At 67.2% G+C, this 19408-nt stretch carries 20 protein-coding genes; 9 read left to right on the forward strand and 11 right to left on the reverse strand.

Features of this window, described 5'->3' with window-relative positions; genetic code table 11:
• Positions 1 to 122 precede the first annotated feature (122 nt).
• Positions 123 to 374: a hypothetical protein gene (locus MNOD_RS17810; RefSeq protein ID WP_015930319.1), complete on the forward strand. Its 252-nt coding sequence runs from the start codon at positions 123 to 125 to the stop codon at positions 372 to 374.
• A 105-nt stretch (positions 375 to 479) separates the two neighbouring features.
• Here the strand turns inward: MNOD_RS17810 and MNOD_RS17815 are convergent, their stop codons facing one another.
• Complete coding sequence (locus MNOD_RS17815; RefSeq protein ID WP_015930320.1) at positions 480 to 1223, reverse strand: Crp/Fnr family transcriptional regulator; 744 nt, start codon at positions 1221 to 1223, stop codon at positions 480 to 482.
• Positions 1224 to 1357: 134 nt separating this feature from the next.
• Here MNOD_RS17815 and MNOD_RS17820 point away from each other — a divergent pair, with 134 nt between their 5' ends.
• The 4 genes from MNOD_RS17820 (at position 1358) to MNOD_RS41545 (ending at position 5309) form a co-directional block, all read left to right on the forward strand.
• Complete coding sequence (locus MNOD_RS17820; protein ID WP_015930321.1) at positions 1358 to 1741, forward strand: response regulator; 384 nt, start codon at positions 1358 to 1360, stop codon at positions 1739 to 1741.
• A 287-nt stretch (positions 1742 to 2028) separates the two neighbouring features.
• Positions 2029 to 3069 carry a phytanoyl-CoA dioxygenase family protein gene (locus MNOD_RS17825; protein ID WP_015930322.1) on the forward strand — a complete coding sequence of 347 codons (1041 nt, stop codon included), beginning with the start codon at positions 2029 to 2031 and terminating at the stop codon, positions 3067 to 3069.
• 364 nt (positions 3070 to 3433) lie between these two features.
• A complete protein-coding gene (locus tag MNOD_RS17830; protein ID WP_015930323.1) occupies positions 3434 to 3658 on the forward strand; it encodes a hypothetical protein in 225 nt (74 codons plus the stop codon).
• 487 nt (positions 3659 to 4145) lie between these two features.
• Positions 4146 to 5309 carry a carbohydrate-binding domain-containing protein gene (locus tag MNOD_RS41545; RefSeq protein WP_015930325.1) on the forward strand — a complete coding sequence of 388 codons (1164 nt, stop codon included), beginning with the start codon at positions 4146 to 4148 and terminating at the stop codon, positions 5307 to 5309.
• A 140-nt stretch (positions 5310 to 5449) separates the two neighbouring features.
• Here MNOD_RS41545 and MNOD_RS46760 read toward each other — a convergent pair whose 3' ends face one another.
• Positions 5450 to 5794, reverse strand: a complete 345-nt coding sequence (locus tag MNOD_RS46760) for a hypothetical protein (RefSeq protein ID WP_157091492.1) — start codon at positions 5792 to 5794, stop codon at positions 5450 to 5452.
• Positions 5795 to 6254: 460 nt separating this feature from the next.
• On the opposite strand from MNOD_RS46760, the gene dusA reads away from it, so the two are divergent.
• Positions 6255 to 7208 carry a tRNA dihydrouridine(20/20a) synthase DusA gene (gene dusA, locus MNOD_RS17840; protein WP_043748937.1) on the forward strand — a complete coding sequence of 318 codons (954 nt, stop codon included), beginning with the start codon at positions 6255 to 6257 and terminating at the stop codon, positions 7206 to 7208.
• Positions 7209 to 7329: 121 nt separating this feature from the next.
• Complete coding sequence (locus MNOD_RS17845) at positions 7330 to 8241, forward strand: hypothetical protein (RefSeq protein ID WP_015930327.1); 912 nt, start codon at positions 7330 to 7332, stop codon at positions 8239 to 8241.
• Between the two features lie 1152 nt (positions 8242 to 9393).
• Here MNOD_RS17845 and MNOD_RS17850 read toward each other — a convergent pair.
• The 7 genes from MNOD_RS17850 to cobS form a co-directional block, all read right to left on the reverse strand.
• The gene (locus MNOD_RS17850; RefSeq protein WP_015930329.1) at positions 9394 to 9732 is read right to left on the reverse strand and encodes a winged helix-turn-helix domain-containing protein; all 339 of its coding nucleotides are present in this window, start codon (positions 9730 to 9732) and stop codon (positions 9394 to 9396) included.
• Between the two features lie 82 nt (positions 9733 to 9814).
• Positions 9815 to 10024: a TOBE domain-containing protein gene (locus tag MNOD_RS17855; protein ID WP_015930330.1), complete on the reverse strand. Its 210-nt coding sequence runs from the start codon at positions 10022 to 10024 to the stop codon at positions 9815 to 9817.
• A 10-nt stretch (positions 10025 to 10034) separates the two neighbouring features.
• Positions 10035 to 10826 (reverse strand): molybdate ABC transporter substrate-binding protein, encoded by a 792-nt coding sequence (modA, locus tag MNOD_RS17860; protein WP_050783360.1) that lies wholly within the window; start codon positions 10824 to 10826, stop codon positions 10035 to 10037.
• 24 nt (positions 10827 to 10850) lie between these two features.
• On the reverse strand, positions 10851 to 11150 hold the full coding sequence (locus MNOD_RS46765) for a hypothetical protein (protein WP_157091493.1): 300 nt from the start codon (positions 11148 to 11150) through the stop codon (positions 10851 to 10853).
• A gap of 508 nt (positions 11151 to 11658) precedes the next feature.
• Positions 11659 to 12366 (reverse strand): retropepsin-like aspartic protease family protein, encoded by a 708-nt coding sequence (locus MNOD_RS17870; RefSeq protein ID WP_015930334.1) that lies wholly within the window; start codon positions 12364 to 12366, stop codon positions 11659 to 11661.
• Position 12367: 1 nt separating this feature from the next.
• On the reverse strand, positions 12368 to 12583 hold the full coding sequence (locus tag MNOD_RS17875; RefSeq protein ID WP_015930335.1) for a DUF1289 domain-containing protein: 216 nt from the start codon (positions 12581 to 12583) through the stop codon (positions 12368 to 12370).
• A gap of 111 nt (positions 12584 to 12694) precedes the next feature.
• Positions 12695 to 13567 (reverse strand): adenosylcobinamide-GDP ribazoletransferase, encoded by an 873-nt coding sequence (gene cobS / locus MNOD_RS17880; protein ID WP_015930336.1) that lies wholly within the window; start codon positions 13565 to 13567, stop codon positions 12695 to 12697.
• A gap of 153 nt (positions 13568 to 13720) precedes the next feature.
• Between cobS and cobT the strand changes: the two genes are divergently transcribed.
• Positions 13721 to 14752, forward strand: a complete 1032-nt coding sequence (cobT, locus tag MNOD_RS17885; RefSeq protein WP_015930337.1) for a nicotinate-nucleotide--dimethylbenzimidazole phosphoribosyltransferase — start codon at positions 13721 to 13723, stop codon at positions 14750 to 14752.
• A gap of 38 nt (positions 14753 to 14790) precedes the next feature.
• On the opposite strand, the gene MNOD_RS17890 is transcribed toward cobT, so the two are convergent.
• Entirely contained in the window at positions 14791 to 16029 is a 1239-nt protein-coding gene (locus tag MNOD_RS17890; protein ID WP_015930338.1) for an MFS transporter, read from the reverse strand.
• Between the two features lie 986 nt (positions 16030 to 17015).
• Here MNOD_RS17890 and MNOD_RS43510 point away from each other — a divergent pair.
• Positions 17016 to 18107 carry a glycosyltransferase family 61 protein gene (locus tag MNOD_RS43510; protein ID WP_198157514.1) on the forward strand — a complete coding sequence of 364 codons (1092 nt, stop codon included), beginning with the start codon at positions 17016 to 17018 and terminating at the stop codon, positions 18105 to 18107.
• Between the two features lie 599 nt (positions 18108 to 18706).
• Here MNOD_RS43510 and MNOD_RS17895 read toward each other — a convergent pair.
• The gene (locus tag MNOD_RS17895; protein ID WP_015930341.1) at positions 18707 to 19330 is read right to left on the reverse strand and encodes a hypothetical protein; all 624 of its coding nucleotides are present in this window, start codon (positions 19328 to 19330) and stop codon (positions 18707 to 18709) included.
• Between the last annotated feature and the right edge of the window lie 78 nt (positions 19331 to 19408).

Raw genomic sequence — 19408 nt, forward strand, 5'->3', positions numbered from 1 at the left:
TCATGCGCCCTGCCCCCGACAGGGCAACCCGGACGGACGGCATCCGTTGCGGAGGCCGCCCGATACGCGCCTTCGGATCTGGAGTATGCTCGGGTCCGCCATCCAACACGCAGGATCCCGGCATGCTCGACCTCGCGACCGAGAGGCGGCATCTCGCCAAGGCGGAGATCGACATCGCCGCGGGCGAGCGCCGGATCGCCCAGCAGGCCGAACTGGTGGCCCGGCTGCACCTCGGCGGGCACAACACGGTACAGGCCGAGGCGCTGCTGGAGACCCTGCGCGAGACCCTTCTCAGCTGGCAGGATCATCGGGACCTGATCCGGTACACCATCGCCCGGCTGGAGAGCGAAACCGCGCCCGGCCGGCCGCGCTGAGGCGGCCATGTCGGCGGTCATGCCCGCTACCGGGCGGTGCCGTCGCACGATCGGTATCGGGCATGGACCGGCGGCCCGGGCCGTCAGCGTGGCGGGCCGTCCGCATCACGGGTCGTTGGCGTCGAGTTCATGACCGGCATGATCGAGGTGGAGGTAGTTGGCGTTGAACAGGGCGATGTCCTGCAGTGCCGCCAAGTCCGGGATCGTCAGGGTCTTGCCCTTGAGTACGACGAGGCCCCGGGCGCGCAGGTCCTGCAGGGTGCGGTTGACGTGGACCGTGGAGAGGCCGGTGGCATCGCCGAGTTCGGCCTGGGTGGCGGGCAGTTCGCAACTGTCCCCGTCGGTGAGCCCGACGCAGCGCAGGCGGATGAACACCTCGCAGAGCAGGTGCGCCACGCGCTCCAGCGCGTCCCGCCGGCCGAGATTCATCGTCCATTCGCGCTGGGTCGCTTCCTCCACGAGGGCGTTCCACCACAGGGCGCGGCTCAGCCGCGGCGAGGCGTCGATGATGTCGAGGATGACCTCCTTGGGGATCTCCGCCACCGTCGCGGGCGAGAGGGAGCTGATCGAGTGGTCCATCTGACTGAGGATGAACATCGGCACGTCGCAGAGGTCGCCCGGGAGCAGGAAGGCCGCGATCTGGCGCCGCCCATCCTCCAACGTCTTGTAGCGGCAGCCCCAGCCGTCGAGCATCAGGTTGATGCGCTTGGGCGTCTCGCCTTCGCGGATGATGTCCTCGCGAGAGCCCAGGCGGCGCATCCTCAGGGAGGCCGCCCGCTCGAGCGCCTGCTTGTCGTCGCCGGAGAGCCGGGTGAAATGCTCCAGCTTGCGGATCAGGTAGGTCGCCATGGGATCGGGCCTCTCTTCCGCTCCACTGGTACATCGGTTGAACCTACATCGGTTGAACCTCCCCGTGTTCAACCCATGTTATTCAGTGGGGCGGTAACGCGACCGCGGCATCGCGGAATCGGACGAGGCGGACCATGTCAGGCTCTACGGTGCTTGCGCGATGCCGGGTGCTGGTGGTGGAGGACGAGTACTTCATCGCCGACGACATGGCGCGGGCGCTCGAACAGCTCGGGGCCGAGGTGGTCGGCCCGGCGCCGAGCCGGGAGCATGCGCTCGCGCTGATCGCCTCGGGCGAGCGGATCGACGCGGCGATCCTCGACATCAACCTGCAGGGCCAATCCGCCCTCCCGGTCGCCGAGGCGCTGGCGGCGAAGGGCGTCCCCTTCGTCTTTGCCACGGGCTACGATCGGAATTCGGTGCCGCCCGCCTATCAGGACGTGCCGCGCTGGGAGAAGCCGTTCAATCCGAACCATCTCGCCAGAGCGCTCTCGGGGCTGATGCGATCCGGGACGGCGTGAGCGGGAGCGGGCCCGTATCGGCGCAGGCAGGCAAGGACTCTGCAGACCGCTCAGGCGAAGCGGGCCGCATTCACCCGAAGCGATCGGTCGAGCTTGCCAAGCGCCGAGAGTTCGGCAGGGGCGGGTCGTTCACTCTGTCGGCCTGGTTCCCTCGGGCGAGGGCGTCGCCGATTTGCAACAGTCAGGCGGCGCAATCTCTGGTTTATGCATATGTTATTTGCGCCTCTTGCTCGCCGGCGTCTGTCGGACGAGACAACCGCGCCTGGAAGCTTGACTGGAAGCTTGATATGTCAAACGCTCTCGTTCGTGCTGTTCTAGCGCCCATCCATGCCGCGCAGATCCTGACGGGTGCCAAGTCGTTCAGGGACAATCCCATCATCGGCAGCGCTCGCCTGAACAGGGGCGGGCTGCACGTCTGGCGGGTGCGCAAGGCGGCCGCGATGACGGAGCGCCGGCGGCGGCGGCTTGCTCATCTGGTGAGCGCCGAAGACCGCCGCCAGCTCGACGAGCAGGGCTACATCGAGACGCGGGACTTCCTCTCGCCCGAGCACTTCGCGGAGTTGGTGCGCGAGGTCACCTCGGTCGCGCTGCCTGCCAAGCAGTTCCGGGAGGGCAACGCGATCACCCGGCGCGTGCCCCTGACGCCGGCCAATCTGCGCCACCTGCCGGCCTGCCGCCGCCTTCTCGCCCTGCCGGAGTTTCAGGGCCGGCTGCGCTACGTGGCGAGCTTCGACGTGGAGCCGGAGGTCTACATCCAGACCATCTTCTCCCAGCTCGACGGCCCCGCGGCCGATCCGCAGCTCGACCTGCACATGGACACCTTCCATCCCACCATGAAGGCGTGGCTCTTCCTGCACGACGTGCCGGCCGACGAGGGGCCGTTCACCTACGTGCGCGGCTCGGCGAACCGGACCAAGCGGCGGCTGGCCTGGGAACGGCGCAAGAGCGTGGAAGCCTGTGATCCGAGCAAGGCGAGCGGGGGCGCCTTCCGGATCCGGCCCGACGAGCTGGCGCGTCTGGGCCTGTCCGAGCCGGTCAGGTTCGCCGTCCCCGGCAACACCCTGGTGGTCGGCGACACCTGTGGCTTCCATGCGCGCGGGGCGACGGCGCGGCCCGGCATTCGCATCGAGATCTACGCCGCCAACCGTCGCAATCCGTTCCTGCCCTTCGTCGGCCTGGACCTGTGGTCGGCTCCGCTGCTCAAGCGCCGCAAGATCGCCCTGTTCTGGGCGGCGCTCGCGCTCTGGGAGCGTCTGGGTCTTGGTCGCAGCCAGTGGCGGCATGGCGGACGGGTCCGCGCAGGGGATCCCGTTCTGTCCGAGACCTGAATAGAAACCGAGGTGCGTGGAAGCCGCCCCGCTCCTCAGTTTCTATTCAGTCCCGCGGCGAGGCATCTCTCTGCCGTCGCCCGCAGGATCGCGGTCCGCGCCGCGCCGGCCCCCACCCGAGCATCATTCTTATCGCCGAACCGGCGTCCACTTCGGCGGGGAGCGCTCCAGCGGGGTTTCGCGCCTGAAGGACGGCTGCGCGCCCGTCGCCTCACCTCGTAGGCGTGCAGGATCCAGGGGCCGCTCCGGAAGCAGAAACGAAAAGGCCCGGAAGCAGGCGGATTGCGGATGGCGCCGTCCGTGTGGACGGGCTGGTCGGGAGCAGGTCATTGACGACCGCCGAACGGGTCCCCGGGAGAGCCGCATGAGCGACAACGATGCCGAAGCCCAGCGCGAGCGGGCGCGGGCACTCCGCAATCAGATCGCGGAATTAACCGGGAAGGCCAAGCCTGGCGTGCCTGCGGATGCCGGCCAGGATGCGGGCGGGCGGCGCGATGCACCGCGCGTCCATCCTTCCTCCCCTCGCGATTTCGTCGAGCGGCGCATGCGAGAGCTTGACCGCGAGCGCGGCGGCGGCAAGGACAAGTAGAGCCTTCCTGCCGCTGGTTCTCCCGGCCGGTGTTGCGGGAGCGCGAAAGACCACGCTCACAGTCCCGGCGAACGAGGCCCCGCGCACCCGCGCGGCAGCGGCCGAGGCGGGGCCCTCGCATCAACGGGCATCGATCATGCCCGTTGGTGCGGCTCTCGCATGCTCGCCAAGCCCCTTCACAAAGCCTCCGGCTTGGCATCGACAATGCGAGACAGGTCGACGGCCCGATGCGTGAGCATGCGCGGCAGCACTTGGCTTACGTCAGCAGCCTGGGCCGTCACTCTCATTCGGAGACGGTCGGGTCATTCGAGGGACACGATCAGCTTTGCATCGGCGCCGCCGCATTCATCCTGGTCGTCCAGCGCTTGTGAAAAATGGGATCAAAGCAATCCTGGTGTACCGGCCTCCCCAATTTTGACACATGCCACGAGGAGAAACTTGAGAACCGCGCCGCTGTATGCGGCGGTTCTGCAAGGCTGGATTGTCGATGAGCATCGATTACGCCCTCGAACCCGCCAAATGGGGTAGCAATCCCTCTCTCGGTACAGCAGGAGGGCAGGTTACCTGGAACCTGTCCGGCTCGTTCGCGCCAGCCTACAAGGCCGAGATCGCAGCCGCCTTCACCCGCTGGTCGCAGGTCGCCAACATCTCCTTCGTGCACGTCCAGGATAACGGCCCAGCCGACATCACGCTGAGCTGGTCGGCGATCGACGGGCCGGGCAAGGTCCTTGGGCAGTCAACGTACCGTTATGGCGGCGGCCTCTTGCAGCACGCCGACATCACCCTCGACAGCACGGAAACCTGGACGTCGAGCGCGAACGGACTGGTCGATTCCGGCAACGACTATTTCCGGGTGGTCGCGATGCACGAGATCGGTCATGCGATCGGTCTCGATCACTACAATGCCAGCACCGCGGTGATGAATTCCTACGTTACGCCCAACTTGCGCGATCTCACCCAATCGGACATCGACGGGGCGACGGCGCTGTACGGTCCCGCCGATGGTCTGACGTTGCGCGTGTCGGAGGATGCTTGGCAGGGCGATGCGCAATTCGTCGTGCTCGTCGACGGGCATCAGGTCGGTGATGTGCAGACGGCGCACGCTTCCCACGCCAGCGGGCAGTGGGACACCGTGACCCTTCCGGGGAGCTTCGGCCCGGGGCCGCACAGCGTCGCCGTGGACTTCCTGAACGATGCCTGGGGCGGCAGCGCGAGCACGGACCGGAACCTCTACGTCGAGAGCGCCAGTCTGAACGGGGTCGATCTCCCGGGATCCGCTCAGACACTGCTCGGCACTCACAACATGGCGCTGTTCGGCTCGCCCGATATCCTGTCGTTGCGCGTGTCGGAGGATGCATGGCTGGGCGATGCTCAGTTCATCGTGTCCGTCGATGGGCATCAGGTCGGCGGCACTCAGACGGCTCACGCCTCGCATGCGAGCGGGCAGTGGGATACGGTCACGCTCGGGGGCAGCTTCGGCGCGGGCCCTCACAGCGTCGCGGTCGATTTTCTCAACGATGCCTGGGGCGGGACGGCCAACACGGACCGCAATCTGTATGTTCAGAGCGCCACCCTGAACGGGACGCTCATGTCGGGGGTGCCGCAGACGCTTGTTGGCCCGCATGACATCGCCCATTTCGGCAGCGCGTAGTCGGACCGAGTGGCGATCCCCAAGGGAGCGGAAGAGGAGCTGCCGAAGCCCAAGCCGCATGCTGAAGCCGGCGACCATGTGATCCCAACGGTGGACCGGCTTCTGCTCCAGGCAAGCGGCCGAGGCATAGCTTAGATAGCTTAGTAAGCCGCAACAGGTTCATCTGCCGGCCAGTCGAGGTGGACAGGCGTATTGCCGTCGTCGCGCTGGTACTTGTCTGCGTAAGCTATCCGCCCTTCCAGGGCATGGCGATCGGGTCCAAGAGGGCAGCCCGTATGCGCACCGGAAATGCCACTTTGTACGAGATAGCGTTGAAAATCAGCCTCGATTGTTTGCGCCGATTGCGCGGCGGGAAATGGATGTGAGGTGTAGAACTTATGGCTCGTACCAACCAGGCCATAACAATAACGCCACTCTTTTGCAGGCGCGCTCGTTGCCGATCCGACTAATCCGGCCAACGCAACGAGCGGAGTAAGGGCGCGCATGGCTCAGCCTCTATGGCGTGGTTGCTTGAAAGAGCTTTAGACGCGCCAGATCTTTGTTGATTTTGTGAAGTTGCCGGGCAAGGCGGTTGGATACTACCAGGCGGACAATGCAACTCTCACGCGTGAGGCCGATATGCGGTAGCGATCCAGGCCGCCGCGGCCGGGCGCCGGTCGAAGGTCTTCGTTTCCCGGTGCACGCGGCCGTGCCTTTTGGCGACGATTTGCGCGTGGTATCCGGTGCTCCCATCTCTCCGCGGACGCTCGACGATGGCCCCACGTTGCCCCCGCGTGCGGTACAGCATGGGGGGGTACGGACTGCAGCATTGCTGTACTGGCGGCAACGAATGAGACGGAATGGGCGCCTGCAGCATCAAATCGTACAGCACGGAATGCGAGCCAAGTGACTGCACAGGCTGAAAAATTCAACAATCTCAGCGGGTGGCGGTTTTCCGTGGCACCCATGATGGATTGGACGGACCGGCACTGCCGGGCCTTCCATCGCGTGCTGTCGGCCAGGGCCCGCCTCTACACCGAGATGGTCACGACCGGCGCCGTGCTGCACGGGCCCCGAGAGCGCCTGATCGGATTCGATCCGGCCGAGCATCCGGTCGCGATCCAGCTCGGCGGATCGGACCCGGGCGAGCTCGCAGCCTCCGCGCGGATCGCCGAGGGTTACGGCTACGCGGAGGTGAACCTCAATGTCGGCTGCCCCTCGGACCGGGTGCAGGACGGGCGCTTCGGCGCCTGCCTGATGCGCGAGCCGGCGCTGGTGGGCGAGTGCGTCGCCGCCATGAAGGCCGCGGTGGCGATCCCCGTGACGGTGAAGTGCCGCATCGGCGTCGACGACCAGGATCCGGAAGCGGCGCTCGACGCGCTCACCGCTTCCGTGCGGGCGGCGGGGGTGGATGGGCTCGTCGTGCATGCCCGCAAGGCGTGGCTCCAGGGCCTGTCGCCCAAGGAGAACCGGGACATTCCGCCCCTCGACTATCCCCGCGTCCATCGGCTGAAGGCGGCGCATCCGGACCTGCCGATCGCGATCAACGGCGGGCTGAACAGCCTCGCCCAGGCGCAGGCGCAGCTCGCCCATGTCGACGGCGTCATGCTCGGACGGGCCGCCTATGCGGAGCCGGCGCTGCTCCTCGGCGTCGATCCGGAGTTCTTCGGGACGCCGGCGCCGGTCGCCGGTCCCTTCGCGGCGGTCGAGGCCTATCTGCCCTACATCGCCGCCCGGCTCGGCGAGGGCATCCGGCTGCACGCCATGACCCGCCACATGCTGGGGCTGTTCAACGGCCGCCCGGGCGCGCGCGCCTTCCGGCGCCATCTCTCGACCGAGGGCCTGCGGGCGAATGCCGGTCTCGGCGTGCTGCGGGAGGCCGTCTCCTTCGTCTCGCGCGAGATGGCGGATGCGGCCTGACGGAGCGCCGGCCGCCTTGCCGATCCGCTGCGGCGAGAGCGATTCCCGGCGATCGGCGCCCGGGAGACCCCGTTCATGCGGCTCCGGTCGAGGCGGGTGATTTCCAATCCGGAGTTCCGGCATGCGGCATCGTCTCGCCATCGTCCTCGCGGCACTCGGGCCCGTGATCGGACCCTCTTCGGCACAGATCTCGGTCGAGCGGGACGCCGCCAGGCAGGTGATCATCGGCGATCCTTCGGTCGTCACCTGCCCTGCCGCGAATTGCCCGGCGCCGCCCCATCCGCCCGTCCTGTCGACCCAGGTGGTCTACGGCACGACCACCAAGGGGCCCGAGCAGGCCGAATGGCTCTCCAGCCTCGGCCTCTTCGTCAAGACCGGCTCGCCCGACGGCCAGAAGGTCACGCAGTATCTCGGCGCCGTGCAGGCGCCCGGCGCGGGCACGGTGTGGTCCCTCAACACCGACACGGTCCGCAATGGCCTGATGGGAGGCGAGAACAGCTTCGGCGGCTTCGTCGGCAGCGGCAAGCCGGGTGCCCCCGGCACGATCGGCGAGAAGAACGGCACGATCGGCTACGAGCTCGATTTCACCAACTGGGATGCCCATAGCTCACCCGGAAAGGGTCCCTTCACGGTCGGGCAATACGTGCATGCGCAGGGGTCGTTCACGTCGCTCAGCGCGATCTATTTCGACGCGCACATGGCTCAGAACGTGCCCGCCTGGCACAACGGCATCTTCTTCAACGGCGACGCGGTCGTCGAGATGAACACCTTCATGGACGCGACCCGGTCGCGTCATTCCTTGACCGTGGCCGGCCATCATGATGTCGGCTTGAATACCACGATGGCGAATGCGGACATGACGGCCGTGGCCCTGCGACCGGGTCAGACCGCGTGTTTCGACGGCCGCAACCGGTGCATCACCTGGAAGGACGGCCGGCTCATCTACATGAATGGGCAGGGCGTGCCGGTCTTCAGCGTCGACGAGGACGGCAATGCGAGCTTCCGCGGTCGCGTCCGGCAGAACGTCCGATAGGGCGGCCCGGCGCGATGTGGCATCGCCTCTCGCGGACGGAGCCTACGGCTGCGCTGCGGCGGCCCGCAGGATCAGCCGGCTGCCGCGCACCTCGCAGGAGGCGGGAGGTCCGGCCCGTTTCCTCTCTTCAACTCTCTCTGTTTCAAGAGCCACTGAGACCGTCCGTTCGCGTTTGGCTCCGGGGTTTCAGGGAGATTTCAGGGAGGAAGCGGGGAGGGGTGCCCCCTGCTGCGCTACACTGCTGCGCCGTTCCATGAGCATCGCTGATTCGCCCTTGAGTCCCTCTCCAGCCGTCCTCGCATGGAGCCGCGGGCTCGCCAGCCTGTCGCCGGGCCAGCAGCGCTGCCCTGGCTTCCGGCGATGCAGCCGGCCTTGAAGAGGAAGTCATTGAAATCGGCGCTGAGGTCGATGGTCTCGGTGTCGGCTGCCCCTGCAAATCCTCAGCGCCCGACGCTACATTGCCACGATGGCCAACCAGCCGACCGCCGGGGAACTCTTCCGCGCCGGTCGTCTCACCGACGACGACGTGAACTTTCCGTCTTGGCCTACCTCACGGCCCCGAAGCCCGGTCCGCGTCTGATTGCGAAAGGCGTCACCCTCGACATCGGAGCCGCAGTGGCGGTGCGTGAGTGGACTACTCGCATCGTGGATGAGGGCGTGAGCGACGCCGCGCTGCGGTCAGGACGGCCATCCTGCTGGCGAGGCCATCGTAAAATCAGCAGCCGGGCCATCCACTCCTATGACCCGACCGCCGATCGCACCGAATTGGGTAAGGAGTGGCCCATCAGACGCGACCACCCAGTAAACTGTCCACGGTCGTACACTGTTCCCTCGTCGGCAACGCCCCTGCGTCTCATCGCCCAGCTTCGCGCAAATGGTCTCAAGAAGGCTGATTCTCCGCCGCAACCCTCGCTGCGCCTACGACGAGAACGGCTGATCCCGTCGCCGGCGCGCTCGAGTGCGCCGTTTTCGCAACGCTCAATCTGAGTGAGGGACGGTCGGCATGGTCTGCGCGACAGGGAGAGCGTGGCGCTGCTTCCCGATCCGGGAGCCTCTGCACCGTCACCGGCGGACCAGGCGCAGGACACGGGTACCCGACCCGCTGCCATCTCCAGGCACAGGCGGGCCCTCCATTGCCGGCGAGTCCCTTCATCATCCTGCCGTGCTGCTCTGCAGCTCGGAAAGGTGCTCCTCAGCAGCTTTGGCGGCCTCGCGCTCAATCGCGCGGTAGCAGGAAATGAGGCGCTTCCCGAATGGCGTGACCGTCGCACCGCCGCCATGGCGCCCGCCGATCTGACCTTCAACCACCGGCTGGGCAAAGGATCGGTTGAGTTCATCCACCAGCATCCAAGCCCGCCGATACGACATGCCAAGCGCCCGCCCTGCCGCTGAAATCGAACCGTGCTCGGCAATAAGCTCCAGCAGGCGGACCTTGCCGGGACCGACCCGCACGGCGGGATCAAGATCAAGGCGGATGCTGAGCGACGCCATGGCAGGTGAACGCACCACACGATTGTGTGCCCCTCCGGCGGTCGCTCGTCCAGGGGCGTCCGCCGGGGCAGAGTCGTCAGGATCAATCGACAGCGACGAGCACGTCCGATGCCTTCACCACGGCGTAGGCGTTGCCACCGACCGTTAGCTTCAACGAGTCTACCGCCTCGTTGGTGATGGATGAGGTCACCACCTGACCCGGTCCAATCTCGATCTTCACGTGCGCGGTCGTTGCACCCTTCTCAACCGACACCACCTTGCCCTTGAGGACGTTGCGCGCACTGATCTTCATTGCCGCCTCATTACTGTGTTACACCGGGCTTGCCGGCCTCGATCACGCTGAACCCTTGGGCTTCAAAGAACGGCTTACCCTCCGCACTCCTGAGGAACTCCAGAAAGCGCGCTGCCCCCTGGCCCTTGGCATCCATCGTGACGGCAAACGGGTACACGACCGGCGGGTGGCTGTCCGCCGGAAAGACGCCGATCACCTTCACAGCGGGATCGGATTTCGCGTCACTTTCGTAGACCACACCGAGCGGCGCCTCACCCCGGGAGACCAGCGCCAGAGCCGCGCGTACATTGTCGGCCTGGGCCAGTCGCGGCCCGAGCGCTGACCAGAGCCCGAGCTTCTCGAAAGCGGCCTTGGCATACTTGCCGATCGGGACGGAGCTCACCTCGCCTGTGGCCAGACGACCGTCCGGACCGAGCACCTTGGCGAAGCCATCTGCCGTGAACGCGATCTCTCGCGTCGCAGCGTCCTTCGGTGCAATCACCACGAGCCGGTTGCCGAGCAGGTTCACGCGGCTCTCGGAACGGATCAGTCTGCGCGCGGCGAGGTAATCCATCCACTCCAAGTCAGCCGAGCCGAACAGATCGGCCGGTGCACCCTGCTCGATCTGACGGGCGAGCACGGAGGACGCGGCGTAGCTGGCCCGCACCGTGATGCCGGTCTTTGCCGTGAACGCCTTGCCGGCATCGTCGAGGGCGTTCTTCAGGCTCGCTGCCGCGAACACCGTTGTGGTCTCGGCGGCTCGCGCCTGCTGAAGGCCCAGGAGCAGGCCGATGGTGCAGAGGGCGGGAACGAGTTTCTGCATGGGGGAGCGCATTCCGGTCTCTGATTAGACATCCACCGACAGGCCGAGCCGACGAACGCCAGTGACTGGGTTCCAGGTGAAGGCGAGATCGACGCCTGAGCCGTCCGGCACCCGGCAGGTGAGTTGAGCCTGTCCATCGCGGACCGTAGGGACCAGCCGCCAGGCAGCAACCGGCAGTACCAACTGCCGACCTCCCGCATCGGTGGTCACACTGAGCGCCAGTTCACTGCGGGCTGCTATGCGATCAAAGACCTGTGCGAGCACTGCGAAGGGGAGAGTCACTTCATGAGCTGTCCCTTCGACATCCTGCACCAGCAGGTCCAACACCCCCTCGTCCTTCAGCCGAACATCCTGGACATGCTCGATCGCGAGCCGCGGCGGTGGCGGGTCTAAGGGCACAGGGGTCGACACCTTGGCGGACGAACGACCAGGCATAAGGGCCTCCCGTTGGTCGGAGCGCTATGCACAAGCGGCTATAACGCTACTCCGACCGCTGCCGGATCCGCAATCCGTGACCCACGGCTGGGATCGCCAACTACGCTGATGATCACCTGCCAGCGAGATCGGCCGCTCTCTCGCGCCGCGAGCGCCCGCTGGCCTGGGCAAGCCGCACGGCCTCGTCCCGGACCTCCGGAGTGAAACGCTTCTTGGGTTCTGGCATTGGAGACCTCGTCCCTCATGGGAAGAGCTCTCCGCTTGTCCGGCGCAAGTCCAAGGCGATCGTCGAGGCCGTCTCCGAGCGCCGCCGGCCGCAACCCAAGCGTGGCCGTCTTGCGGCGCGGCAATCCGGGGTTTCGGGGAGGCGGGCGGTTCGCCGCTTCCCGAAGATCGTCTAAGTCTTTGGAGCAGCGGCGGCCCGCAGGATCAGCCGGCTGCCGCGCACCTCGTAGGAGGCGAGGCGTTCAAGGAAGGTCATGCCGAGAAGGTTCACGCTCAGGCCGCCCGGCCTGGTGACGAGGGCCGGCACGCGCTGCTCGCGGATCGGCCCGACCGCGACGGTGTCGAGGATCACGGGCGCGGCCATGGCCGGTCCATTGGCGGTCTGGACCGTGACGGCGAAGGCCCCGGCGCGTGGGTGAAGGCCGAGGGCCGCGGCGCTCTCGGCGGTCAGCACCACGGCGCTGGCGCCGGTGTCGAAGGCGAAGACCTGCTCGCGGCCGTTGATCCGGGCCTTGACGGAGAAGCCGCCATCGGCGCGGCGCGCGATGACGACCTCGCCGCTTGGCGTGACGACCGGCTCGCCGGCCGCCAGTTCCCCAAAGACCCGGAAGGCGGCTTCGCGCGCCTGATCGCGCCACGCGTAAAGGACGCTCCCGCCGAGACCGAGCGCGAGCCAGAGAGCGAGCGCGCCCATGCCCTGGCCGAGCCCGATCCGGAACTGGCGGACGATCGCGTTCAGGACGACGAGGGCCGCTGCGGCTGCCCCGGCCGCCGCGGCCGCCTCCTGCGGTGCCCAGCCGGCGATATCGCCCTCCGCCAGCATCCCGGCCGCCAAGCCGGCGGCGGCGAGGAGCAGGGCGAGGCCGAGGGCGCCGGGCATCTCAGGTCGTGGAGGCGGCTCGGCGCCGCACCGGCCCGGATTCCGGAAAGGCGGCGGCGCGCCGGGCGGGCAGCAGCGCCATGATGCGCTGGCGCTCAGGCTCCGAGAGCCCGCCCCAGGCGGCGATCTCGTCGCGGCTGCGCCCGCAGCCCTCGCACAGGCCGGTCGCCGGATCGAGAACGCAGATGCGGGTGCAGGGCGTGGACGGGCGGCTCATGCGGGGCGTCGGCGAGAGGATGTCCAGGAGAAGTGGGCAGCTTTTCTCGGTCCGGACATACGACGAATCAAGGGCTGAGAATCCGTCCGGCGCTTCGAGAAGCGCCAGACTCTAGCGGGGGATGGCGATCAGCATCGCCAGCAGCACCGCGATCTCCGCGATCTGCTGGCAGGCACCGATCACATCCCCGGTCTGGCCGCCGATCATCCGCTCGGCCATGCGGCTCATCGTCCAGGCCGACAGGACCGCCAGAAGGCCCGCGAGGACGACACCGATCCAGGGCAGGCCGAGGAGCCACGCGACGAGCGCGACGGCGAGGCAGAGCGACCAGGCGATCGCATGCGTGCGGGGTGTCGGGCAGCCGACCGCCCGTGCGGCGCCGTCCGGCCGCGCCGGGGCGAGGGCGAGCATCGGCCAGAGCGCCGCCGTGCGCGACAGGGCCGCGGCCAGCGGCAGGACGAGGGCCGCGCGCCAGCCGATCCGGTCGGCCAGGGTGGCGACGGCGCCGATGCGCAGCGCGTAGGCGAGGATCAGCGCCGAGGCGCCATAGGCCCCGATGCGGCTGTCACGCATGATGGCGAGGCGGCGCGCCGCGTCGGCGCCGCCGCCGAAACCATCGGCCACGTCGGCAAGCCCGTCCTCGTGCAGGGCGCCGGTGACGAGCGTCGCGGTGAGCGCCGCGAGGGTCGCGGCGAGATACGGCCCGAGCCCGAGGCCGAGCCCGCCGAGGAGCGCGACGACTCCGGGCAGCGCGATCACCAGCCCGGCGACGGGGAGCATCCGCGGCACGGTGCGGAAGTCGGGCGGCGCAGGGTCGCCCGCTTCGCCGGGAAGCGCGGGCACGGGCAGCCGGCTGTAGAAGCGCAGGCAGGCGGCGAGATCGAGGAGCGGCGGCCAGAGCCCCGGATCCGGCGGCGGCGGCTCGAACTCGTCGTCGGCCTCGATCGCGGCCTGCCTCGACTCCAAGCCCGCACTCTCGGCCATCGCCGTCCGCCTTCCCGCATGTCCCTCCGGATCATATCCGAAACGGCCTGCCATCGTCGCTAACGAAGGTGGGGGCGCGGTGCGCTGCCGCGTCCGCTCGCCTTCCGGGCCGCCGGTGGTATGAGGCGCGATCCTCGACCTCCGGAGTCCCTCATGACCGCCCCGCCCCCGGATGCCAGCCCCTTCGCGGACATCCGCCAGCTCGTCGCCGGCATGCCGGGTCCGGATCCGACCGCCGCGCAGGCGGTGGCGGAGCGGCAGGCGACGCTGACCAAGCCCGCCGGCAGCCTGGGGCGGCTCGAGGCGCTCGTCGCATGGCTCGCCGCGTGGCAGGGCAAGCCGATGCCGAGCCTCGACCGGCCGCTCGTCTGCGTCTTCGCGGGCAGCCACGGCGTCGCCGCCAAGGGCGTCTCCGCCTATCCGGCCGCGGTCAACCGCCAGATGCTCGACAACTTCGCGGCCGGCGGCGCGGCGATCAACCAGATCTGCGCCGCCTACGGCCTCGGCTTCAAGGTGTTCGACCTCGCTCTCGACCTGCCCACCGGGGACATCACGGAGGGCGAGGCGATGACCGAGAAGGCCTGCGTCGCCACGATGGCGTTCGGCATGGAGGCGGTGGCGGCCGGCACGGACGGGCTCGCTCTCGGCGAGATGGGCATCGGCAACACGACCGTGGCGGCGGCCATCTACGCCGCCCTCTATGGCGGCGAGCCGGCCTCCTGGGTCGGGCGCGGCACGGGCGTGGACGCGGCGGGCCTCGCCCGCAAGGTGGCCGCCGTGGAGGCGGCGCTCGCCCGCCATGCCGGCCATCTCGACGATCCGCTCGCGGTGCTGGCGCGCCTCGGCGGGCGCGAGGTCGCGGCGATCGCCGGGGCCATTCTGGCCGCACGCCTCCAGCGGGTGCCGGTGGTGCTGGACGGCTACGTGGCCTGCGCGGCCGCGGCGGTGCTGCATGCGCTCGATCCCACGGCGCTCGATCACTGCATCGCGGGCCATCTGTCGGCGGAAGGGGCCCACGGGGCCGTGCTGGAGCGGCTCGGCCTCGATCCGGTCCTCTCCCTGGGCCTGCATCTCGGCGAGGGGTCGGGCGCCGCGCTGACGCTCGGCCTCCTCAAGGCGGCGCTCGCCTGCCACCGGGACATGGCGACCTTCGCGCAGGCGGGTGTCTCCGGGCGAAGCGCCTGAGGGCGCGGTCCGGCCCGTGGCGGAGGGGCCGTTCCCGGTCAGGCGATGAGCCGGTCGCGCCGGCGCAGGGCGGGGAAGAGGCGGCTCCACAGGGCGGCGACCAGCATGGTCGCGGCCCCGCCCACCACCACGGCGGGAGCGGCGCCGATCAGCGCGGCGAGCGTGCCGGATTCGAACTCGCCCAATTCGTTCGAAGCGCCGATGAAGACCGTGTTCACCGCCGCGACGCGGCCCCGCATCGCGTCGGGCGTCTCGCCCTGCACGAGGCTTTGGCGGACATAGACGCTCACCATGTCGGCCGCCCCGGTGACGAACAGGCAGGCTATGGAAAGAGGCAGCGAGGTGGACAGACCGAAGCCGATGGTCGCGAGCCCGAACACCGCGACGGCGATGAGGAGGCGCGGCCCCGCCTGCTGCACCAGCGGCCGGTAGGCGAGGACCACCGCCATGGCGACGCCGCCCGCTGCCGGCATGCTGCGCAGGAGCCCGAGCCCGAGGGGCCCGACCTGGAGCACCTCCTGGGCGAAGATCGGCAGGAGCGCGGTGGCGCCGCCGAGAAGCACGGCGACGAGGTCGAGGGTGATGGCCCCGAGCACCACGGGCTGCGAGCGGATGTAGGTGAGCCCGGCGAGCAGCGTCGCCCACGATACTGGGCCGCGCCCCGGCGCTGCGGCGAGCCGCGGCCGGATCCGGCCGATCGCGACCGCCGCAAGGCCGAAACAGGCGGCGGCGATCCCGAACACCACGGCGGGGCCGAGCGCGTAGAGCAGGCCTCCGAGGGCCGGCCCCGAGACGGCGGCGCTTTGCCAGATCGAGGAATTCCACGCGATGGCGGTGCCGAATTGCTCGCGCGGCATCAGGGTCGGCATCAGCGCCTGGGTCGCCGGATTCGCGAAGGCGCGGGCCGTGCCGGTGAGGATCATGAGCGCATAGACCGGCCAGACCGGCGCATGGGCCGCGAGCGCCAGGGCCGTGAGCGCGAGGGAGGACAGGGTGAGCAGCGCGTAGGCGACCGCGGCGATGCGGCGGCGGTCATAGGTGTCGGCCACGTGCCCGGTCACGAGGGCGCCCAGGATCGCGGGCGCGAAGCTGGCAAGGCCGATCAGACCGAGCGCCAGCGCGCTGCGGGTGAGGTCATAGACGAACCAGCCGACGGCCACCGCCTGCATCTGGTAGGCGATTCCGGTCAGGAACCGGGCGAGGCCGAAGCGGCGGAAGTCGGGGTTGTGGAGCAGCGTCCCAGCGGACGAGGCAGAAGAGAGGAGAGCATCGGACATCGGAGCCCGTCGTGATGGGACCGAGAGGGGCAGGAATGCAAGCATCGCCTGCCCGGCGACGCCGGGTGCGGCCTCGATTATGGCGTAGGTTTATTCCCGGCCTTTCCACCACCGATGGTCCCTGCTTGGAGCCTTGTCCGACGAAGTGGATGCCGGTTCGTCGCAGACGATGCGGCAAAGGCCTGGAGCAGAAGCCGGTCCACCGTGAACGGATTCTGCTCCAGAGAATTCGGTCTGTTGCGCGGAGCACCAGGGGAAGCAGGCAAGAGGCGCCCAGGTGCTGCGATCTTCGCCGGCCCGGCAACAGACGATGGAGAGCCGCTGAACGGCCTTTCGGTGCGAGCGGATCTGGCCTGCCGAATTGCGAATCGATCCCCGATCCCACGCTGTCGGCCGGCGGGCACGAAACCCACCCGCTCCATGGATTGCCACGACACCCGGTCGGGGATCGCCGGGTGCGGATCTCGGGCCGTGGTGGGCGGTGACGGCTCGAACCGCCGGCCCTCTCGGTGTAAACGAGAGGTGCGACATAAGGGCCTGAGACGATCCTCTGTGGCTTCGGCGCGACGGGCGCGTTCCGTTCTCGTTGGTCCGTCGGTTTCTGGGGGGCTGGAGGAAGGGGAGGGGGCGTTGCCCGTGCAGCGCACGCTGGCGACGCCGTTCCATGAGCGCCACTGATTCGCAGTCTCCCGCTGTCTTTGAATGGAGCCGCAGGCTCGCCAGCCTGTCGCCGGGCCAGCCGCCCTGTTCTGGTCTCCGCTTTGAGGATCGGGTCAGAACGCTCGCCAACGCGCGCTCGTTCGTGGGCGACGCCTCGCGGCTATGCCGATCGATTTGGAAGCCATGCTCCGTGGCCCATTGCCTGCCGGACGCGTGACTCGCATCTATCAGTCACGCATACTATGGCACCTCTTGCCAGCTTGGGAAGCAAAGTGAGTAGATTTTCCATCCTGAAAAGATACAGGCGCGCGATATTGAGGAGCCTTTTGCAGTCGCCTAGAGCAGAGGGTTCAGCTCACGGCAGTGCAGATCGCTCTGTTCCATCATTTGAGGTTCCGGGAGTATTTGAGAGATGCAGTACCATTTGGGGCGAAGCGACTATCCATCAGTCAGACCCGGCAGTTCGTTCGCTACGAGATGTCCTTTATCTGCCGTATTCGGATGGGCAAATTTGGGGACTTTACGATGAGGCGGGCGCTCCAGTAAAAGAGGCGATCGATTTCCGAGAAGGTGTCCACCTTCCTCCGGATCAAAAGCTGCCCGATGGCCCGTTGCATATCAACCTCGGTCATGCCATCACTGCTCCCTGTATCTATGTTGGAAGAATTAATCTGCATTATGGCCACTTTTTAATTAATACATTGCCGCGCTTCTGGGCTCTCGAGCAGTTCCGCCGCCCTGGGATGCCGATCTTGTGCCATTCAGCAATCCCAGTGGACGGTCTTTTCTCGGTTCCATTCTTGAGAAGTGCGTTCTCTTTGCTAAATCTGAGTCCGAGCGATTTTGTTTTATCAGATCGTCCAACAGGTATTTCTGAAATTATTGTTCCGTCCCCCAGCATCGAAGAGCAACATGCTGGCTATCGAGCTTACTCAAGGATGTGCAGGATCATGGGAGAAAAGGCAATCTCCTCCTGTCATTCTGAACCAAGCGAAAAGCCGGTATATTTTTCAAAATCAAAACTCACCTCGGCTGTCGGTGTTATAATAAACGAGGATGAAATTGAGAACGAAATGAAGAAGAACGGTATAGACATCGTCTATCCTGAAGCTCTAAGTTTTGTGGAGCAAGTTGGTTTGATGGCATGCCGAAAAAATATCATGGGAACGGCGGGGTCGTTTCTGCACACGAGCATATTTGCTCCACACCGGCGTGTTACATGTTTGAACGTAACCAGGGAAATCAATTCAAACTTTACAATAATTGACTCTCTAGCGTGTAACTCTGCTGCATATTTCTACCCTCCGACACTTGAGATTAGGGAAAATCAAGATGGCTTCCTGACAGCGAGATACCTTCCTGACGCTGCGGATGTCGCGCGCAACATGATTGACGCCATGAATCTCGGCAGTCACTGAGGTAATTCCAGCAGCGATCTCGAGAGCGCTCTGCTCTGCCTGCCTGAGATCATGGACCGGATCAGCCTCGACGCCGCCGCAGCTGTCGTTGCAGACCCATGGACCAGCCATCGCCCAATTAACGACTGCGATCCTTGCTGGCGGCGGCAGAGGCTTGGACTGTGACCGGGCCTCAACCGGTTGACCAAGCCGGGCCGTGAGGATTGGAGGTGGTCAGGCTTGGCGGCTCTCGCGCGCAGGCTCGGCCAAGGTCAGCTCACCATGCCCGACTCGCCCAGGCTCAACGCCCCACCGACCGCGATCCTGCTGGCTAGGCCGGCGTGAGCCGTCACAGGTGGCGCCCGCCTTGGCAGTCCAGTAGCTGATGGCTTCGAGCCGCCCTCGTTTCGTCGGTTGTGAGGCTGCAGACGGCCTGGCAGCCGCCCATTACTGCCGTCGTCCCAGCCTGCGCGGCCGGCATCAGAGCCACCCCACTACGGCGCAGCTCGACGACAGACCCTCGATCGCTCCCCGCCGAAGGGGATGCCGGTTCGGCGCAAGGGAGCGCGTCACAGCAAGACTTGGGAGCCGTGGCCGTCTCAACCGAAACGGGCACGGCTCTAGTCCTCCGGGATCTCCGCGGGCGGGAGCAGGTCGAGCCCCGGAGAGGCTTCCCGGCGGCGCGGAGGAGCAGCAGGGGCGGGCGTTGCAGCAACCGGGGCAGCGATCTGCCGGTCGACAATCTCGTCCGGCGACTTGAGGTTGACCATGCGCGAGGCGGTCGCCGTTACTCGATAGCCGAGCGAGGATGCTGTACTGCGCAGGTCCTGGACGGCCCGGCGGGCGATGTCCGGACCATGGCAGATCGCGAAGTACATGGCCACGAAATTCGCGTTCTTCCGGATCGTCTCACGGTTGTCCTCGGTGGCGAACGGGGCCAGCATGAACGCCACTGTGCGGCCCTTGCCCTGCGCCATGATCGCGGGCTTCGTCAGGGAACAGTAGACGAAGCCATTCTCCGGCTCGCGCTCCATGCGCCCGCTGTAGCTCGCGTGAAACGTCTTCACCTGCGTGCGCTTGAGGGCGCCGGTGGTGCCGGTGAGCATCGGCTCGACCGTCAGCACCTGGAATTCATCGCACCCGTCCGGCTGACACAATCCCCGGACCAGATCCTGGCGATTGTAATCCTGGGCCGTGGCGGCAGTCGAAAGCAGAAGGAGAGCGAATAGAGCGCGTGCAATCATACGGCAACTCGGTCGACGGGATGGCCCTTATAAGCCCGAAACCGTGGCAACCAAGAGGCCATACTCGGCCGGTTCGAT

The sequence above is a fragment of the Methylobacterium nodulans ORS 2060 genome (assembly GCF_000022085.1).
GTDB lineage: Bacteria > Pseudomonadota > Alphaproteobacteria > Rhizobiales > Beijerinckiaceae > Methylobacterium > Methylobacterium nodulans.

Bases quoted from the DNA above. Each gene is read 5' to 3' on its own strand.
- MNOD_RS17810 (WP_015930319.1), top strand. From the start codon at position 123: ATGCTCGACCTCGCGACCGAGAGGCGGCATCTCGCCAAGGCGGAGATC.
- MNOD_RS17815 (WP_015930320.1), bottom strand. From the start codon at position 1,223: ATGGCGACCTACCTGATCCGCAAGCTGGAGCATTTCACCCGGCTCTCC.
- MNOD_RS17820 (WP_015930321.1), top strand. From the start codon at position 1,358: ATGTCAGGCTCTACGGTGCTTGCGCGATGCCGGGTGCTGGTGGTGGAG.
- MNOD_RS17825 (WP_015930322.1), top strand. From the start codon at position 2,029: ATGTCAAACGCTCTCGTTCGTGCTGTTCTAGCGCCCATCCATGCCGCG.
- MNOD_RS17830 (WP_015930323.1), top strand. From the start codon at position 3,434: ATGAGCGACAACGATGCCGAAGCCCAGCGCGAGCGGGCGCGGGCACTC.
- MNOD_RS41545 (WP_015930325.1), top strand. From the start codon at position 4,146: ATGAGCATCGATTACGCCCTCGAACCCGCCAAATGGGGTAGCAATCCC.
- MNOD_RS46760 (WP_157091492.1), bottom strand. From the start codon at position 5,794: ATGCGCGCCCTTACTCCGCTCGTTGCGTTGGCCGGATTAGTCGGATCG.
- dusA (WP_043748937.1), top strand. From the start codon at position 6,255: ATGATGGATTGGACGGACCGGCACTGCCGGGCCTTCCATCGCGTGCTG.
- MNOD_RS17845 (WP_015930327.1), top strand. From the start codon at position 7,330: ATGCGGCATCGTCTCGCCATCGTCCTCGCGGCACTCGGGCCCGTGATC.
- MNOD_RS17850 (WP_015930329.1), bottom strand. From the start codon at position 9,732: ATGGCGTCGCTCAGCATCCGCCTTGATCTTGATCCCGCCGTGCGGGTC.
- MNOD_RS17855 (WP_015930330.1), bottom strand. From the start codon at position 10,024: ATGAAGATCAGTGCGCGCAACGTCCTCAAGGGCAAGGTGGTGTCGGTT.
- modA (WP_050783360.1), bottom strand. From the start codon at position 10,826: ATGCAGAAACTCGTTCCCGCCCTCTGCACCATCGGCCTGCTCCTGGGC.
- MNOD_RS17870 (WP_015930334.1), bottom strand. From the start codon at position 12,366: ATGCCCGGCGCCCTCGGCCTCGCCCTGCTCCTCGCCGCCGCCGGCTTG.
- MNOD_RS17875 (WP_015930335.1), bottom strand. From the start codon at position 12,583: ATGAGCCGCCCGTCCACGCCCTGCACCCGCATCTGCGTTCTCGATCCG.
- cobS (WP_015930336.1), bottom strand. From the start codon at position 13,567: ATGGCCGAGAGTGCGGGCTTGGAGTCGAGGCAGGCCGCGATCGAGGCC.
- cobT (WP_015930337.1), top strand. From the start codon at position 13,721: ATGACCGCCCCGCCCCCGGATGCCAGCCCCTTCGCGGACATCCGCCAG.
- MNOD_RS17890 (WP_015930338.1), bottom strand. From the start codon at position 16,029: ATGTCCGATGCTCTCCTCTCTTCTGCCTCGTCCGCTGGGACGCTGCTC.
- MNOD_RS17895 (WP_015930341.1), bottom strand. From the start codon at position 19,330: ATGATTGCACGCGCTCTATTCGCTCTCCTTCTGCTTTCGACTGCCGCC.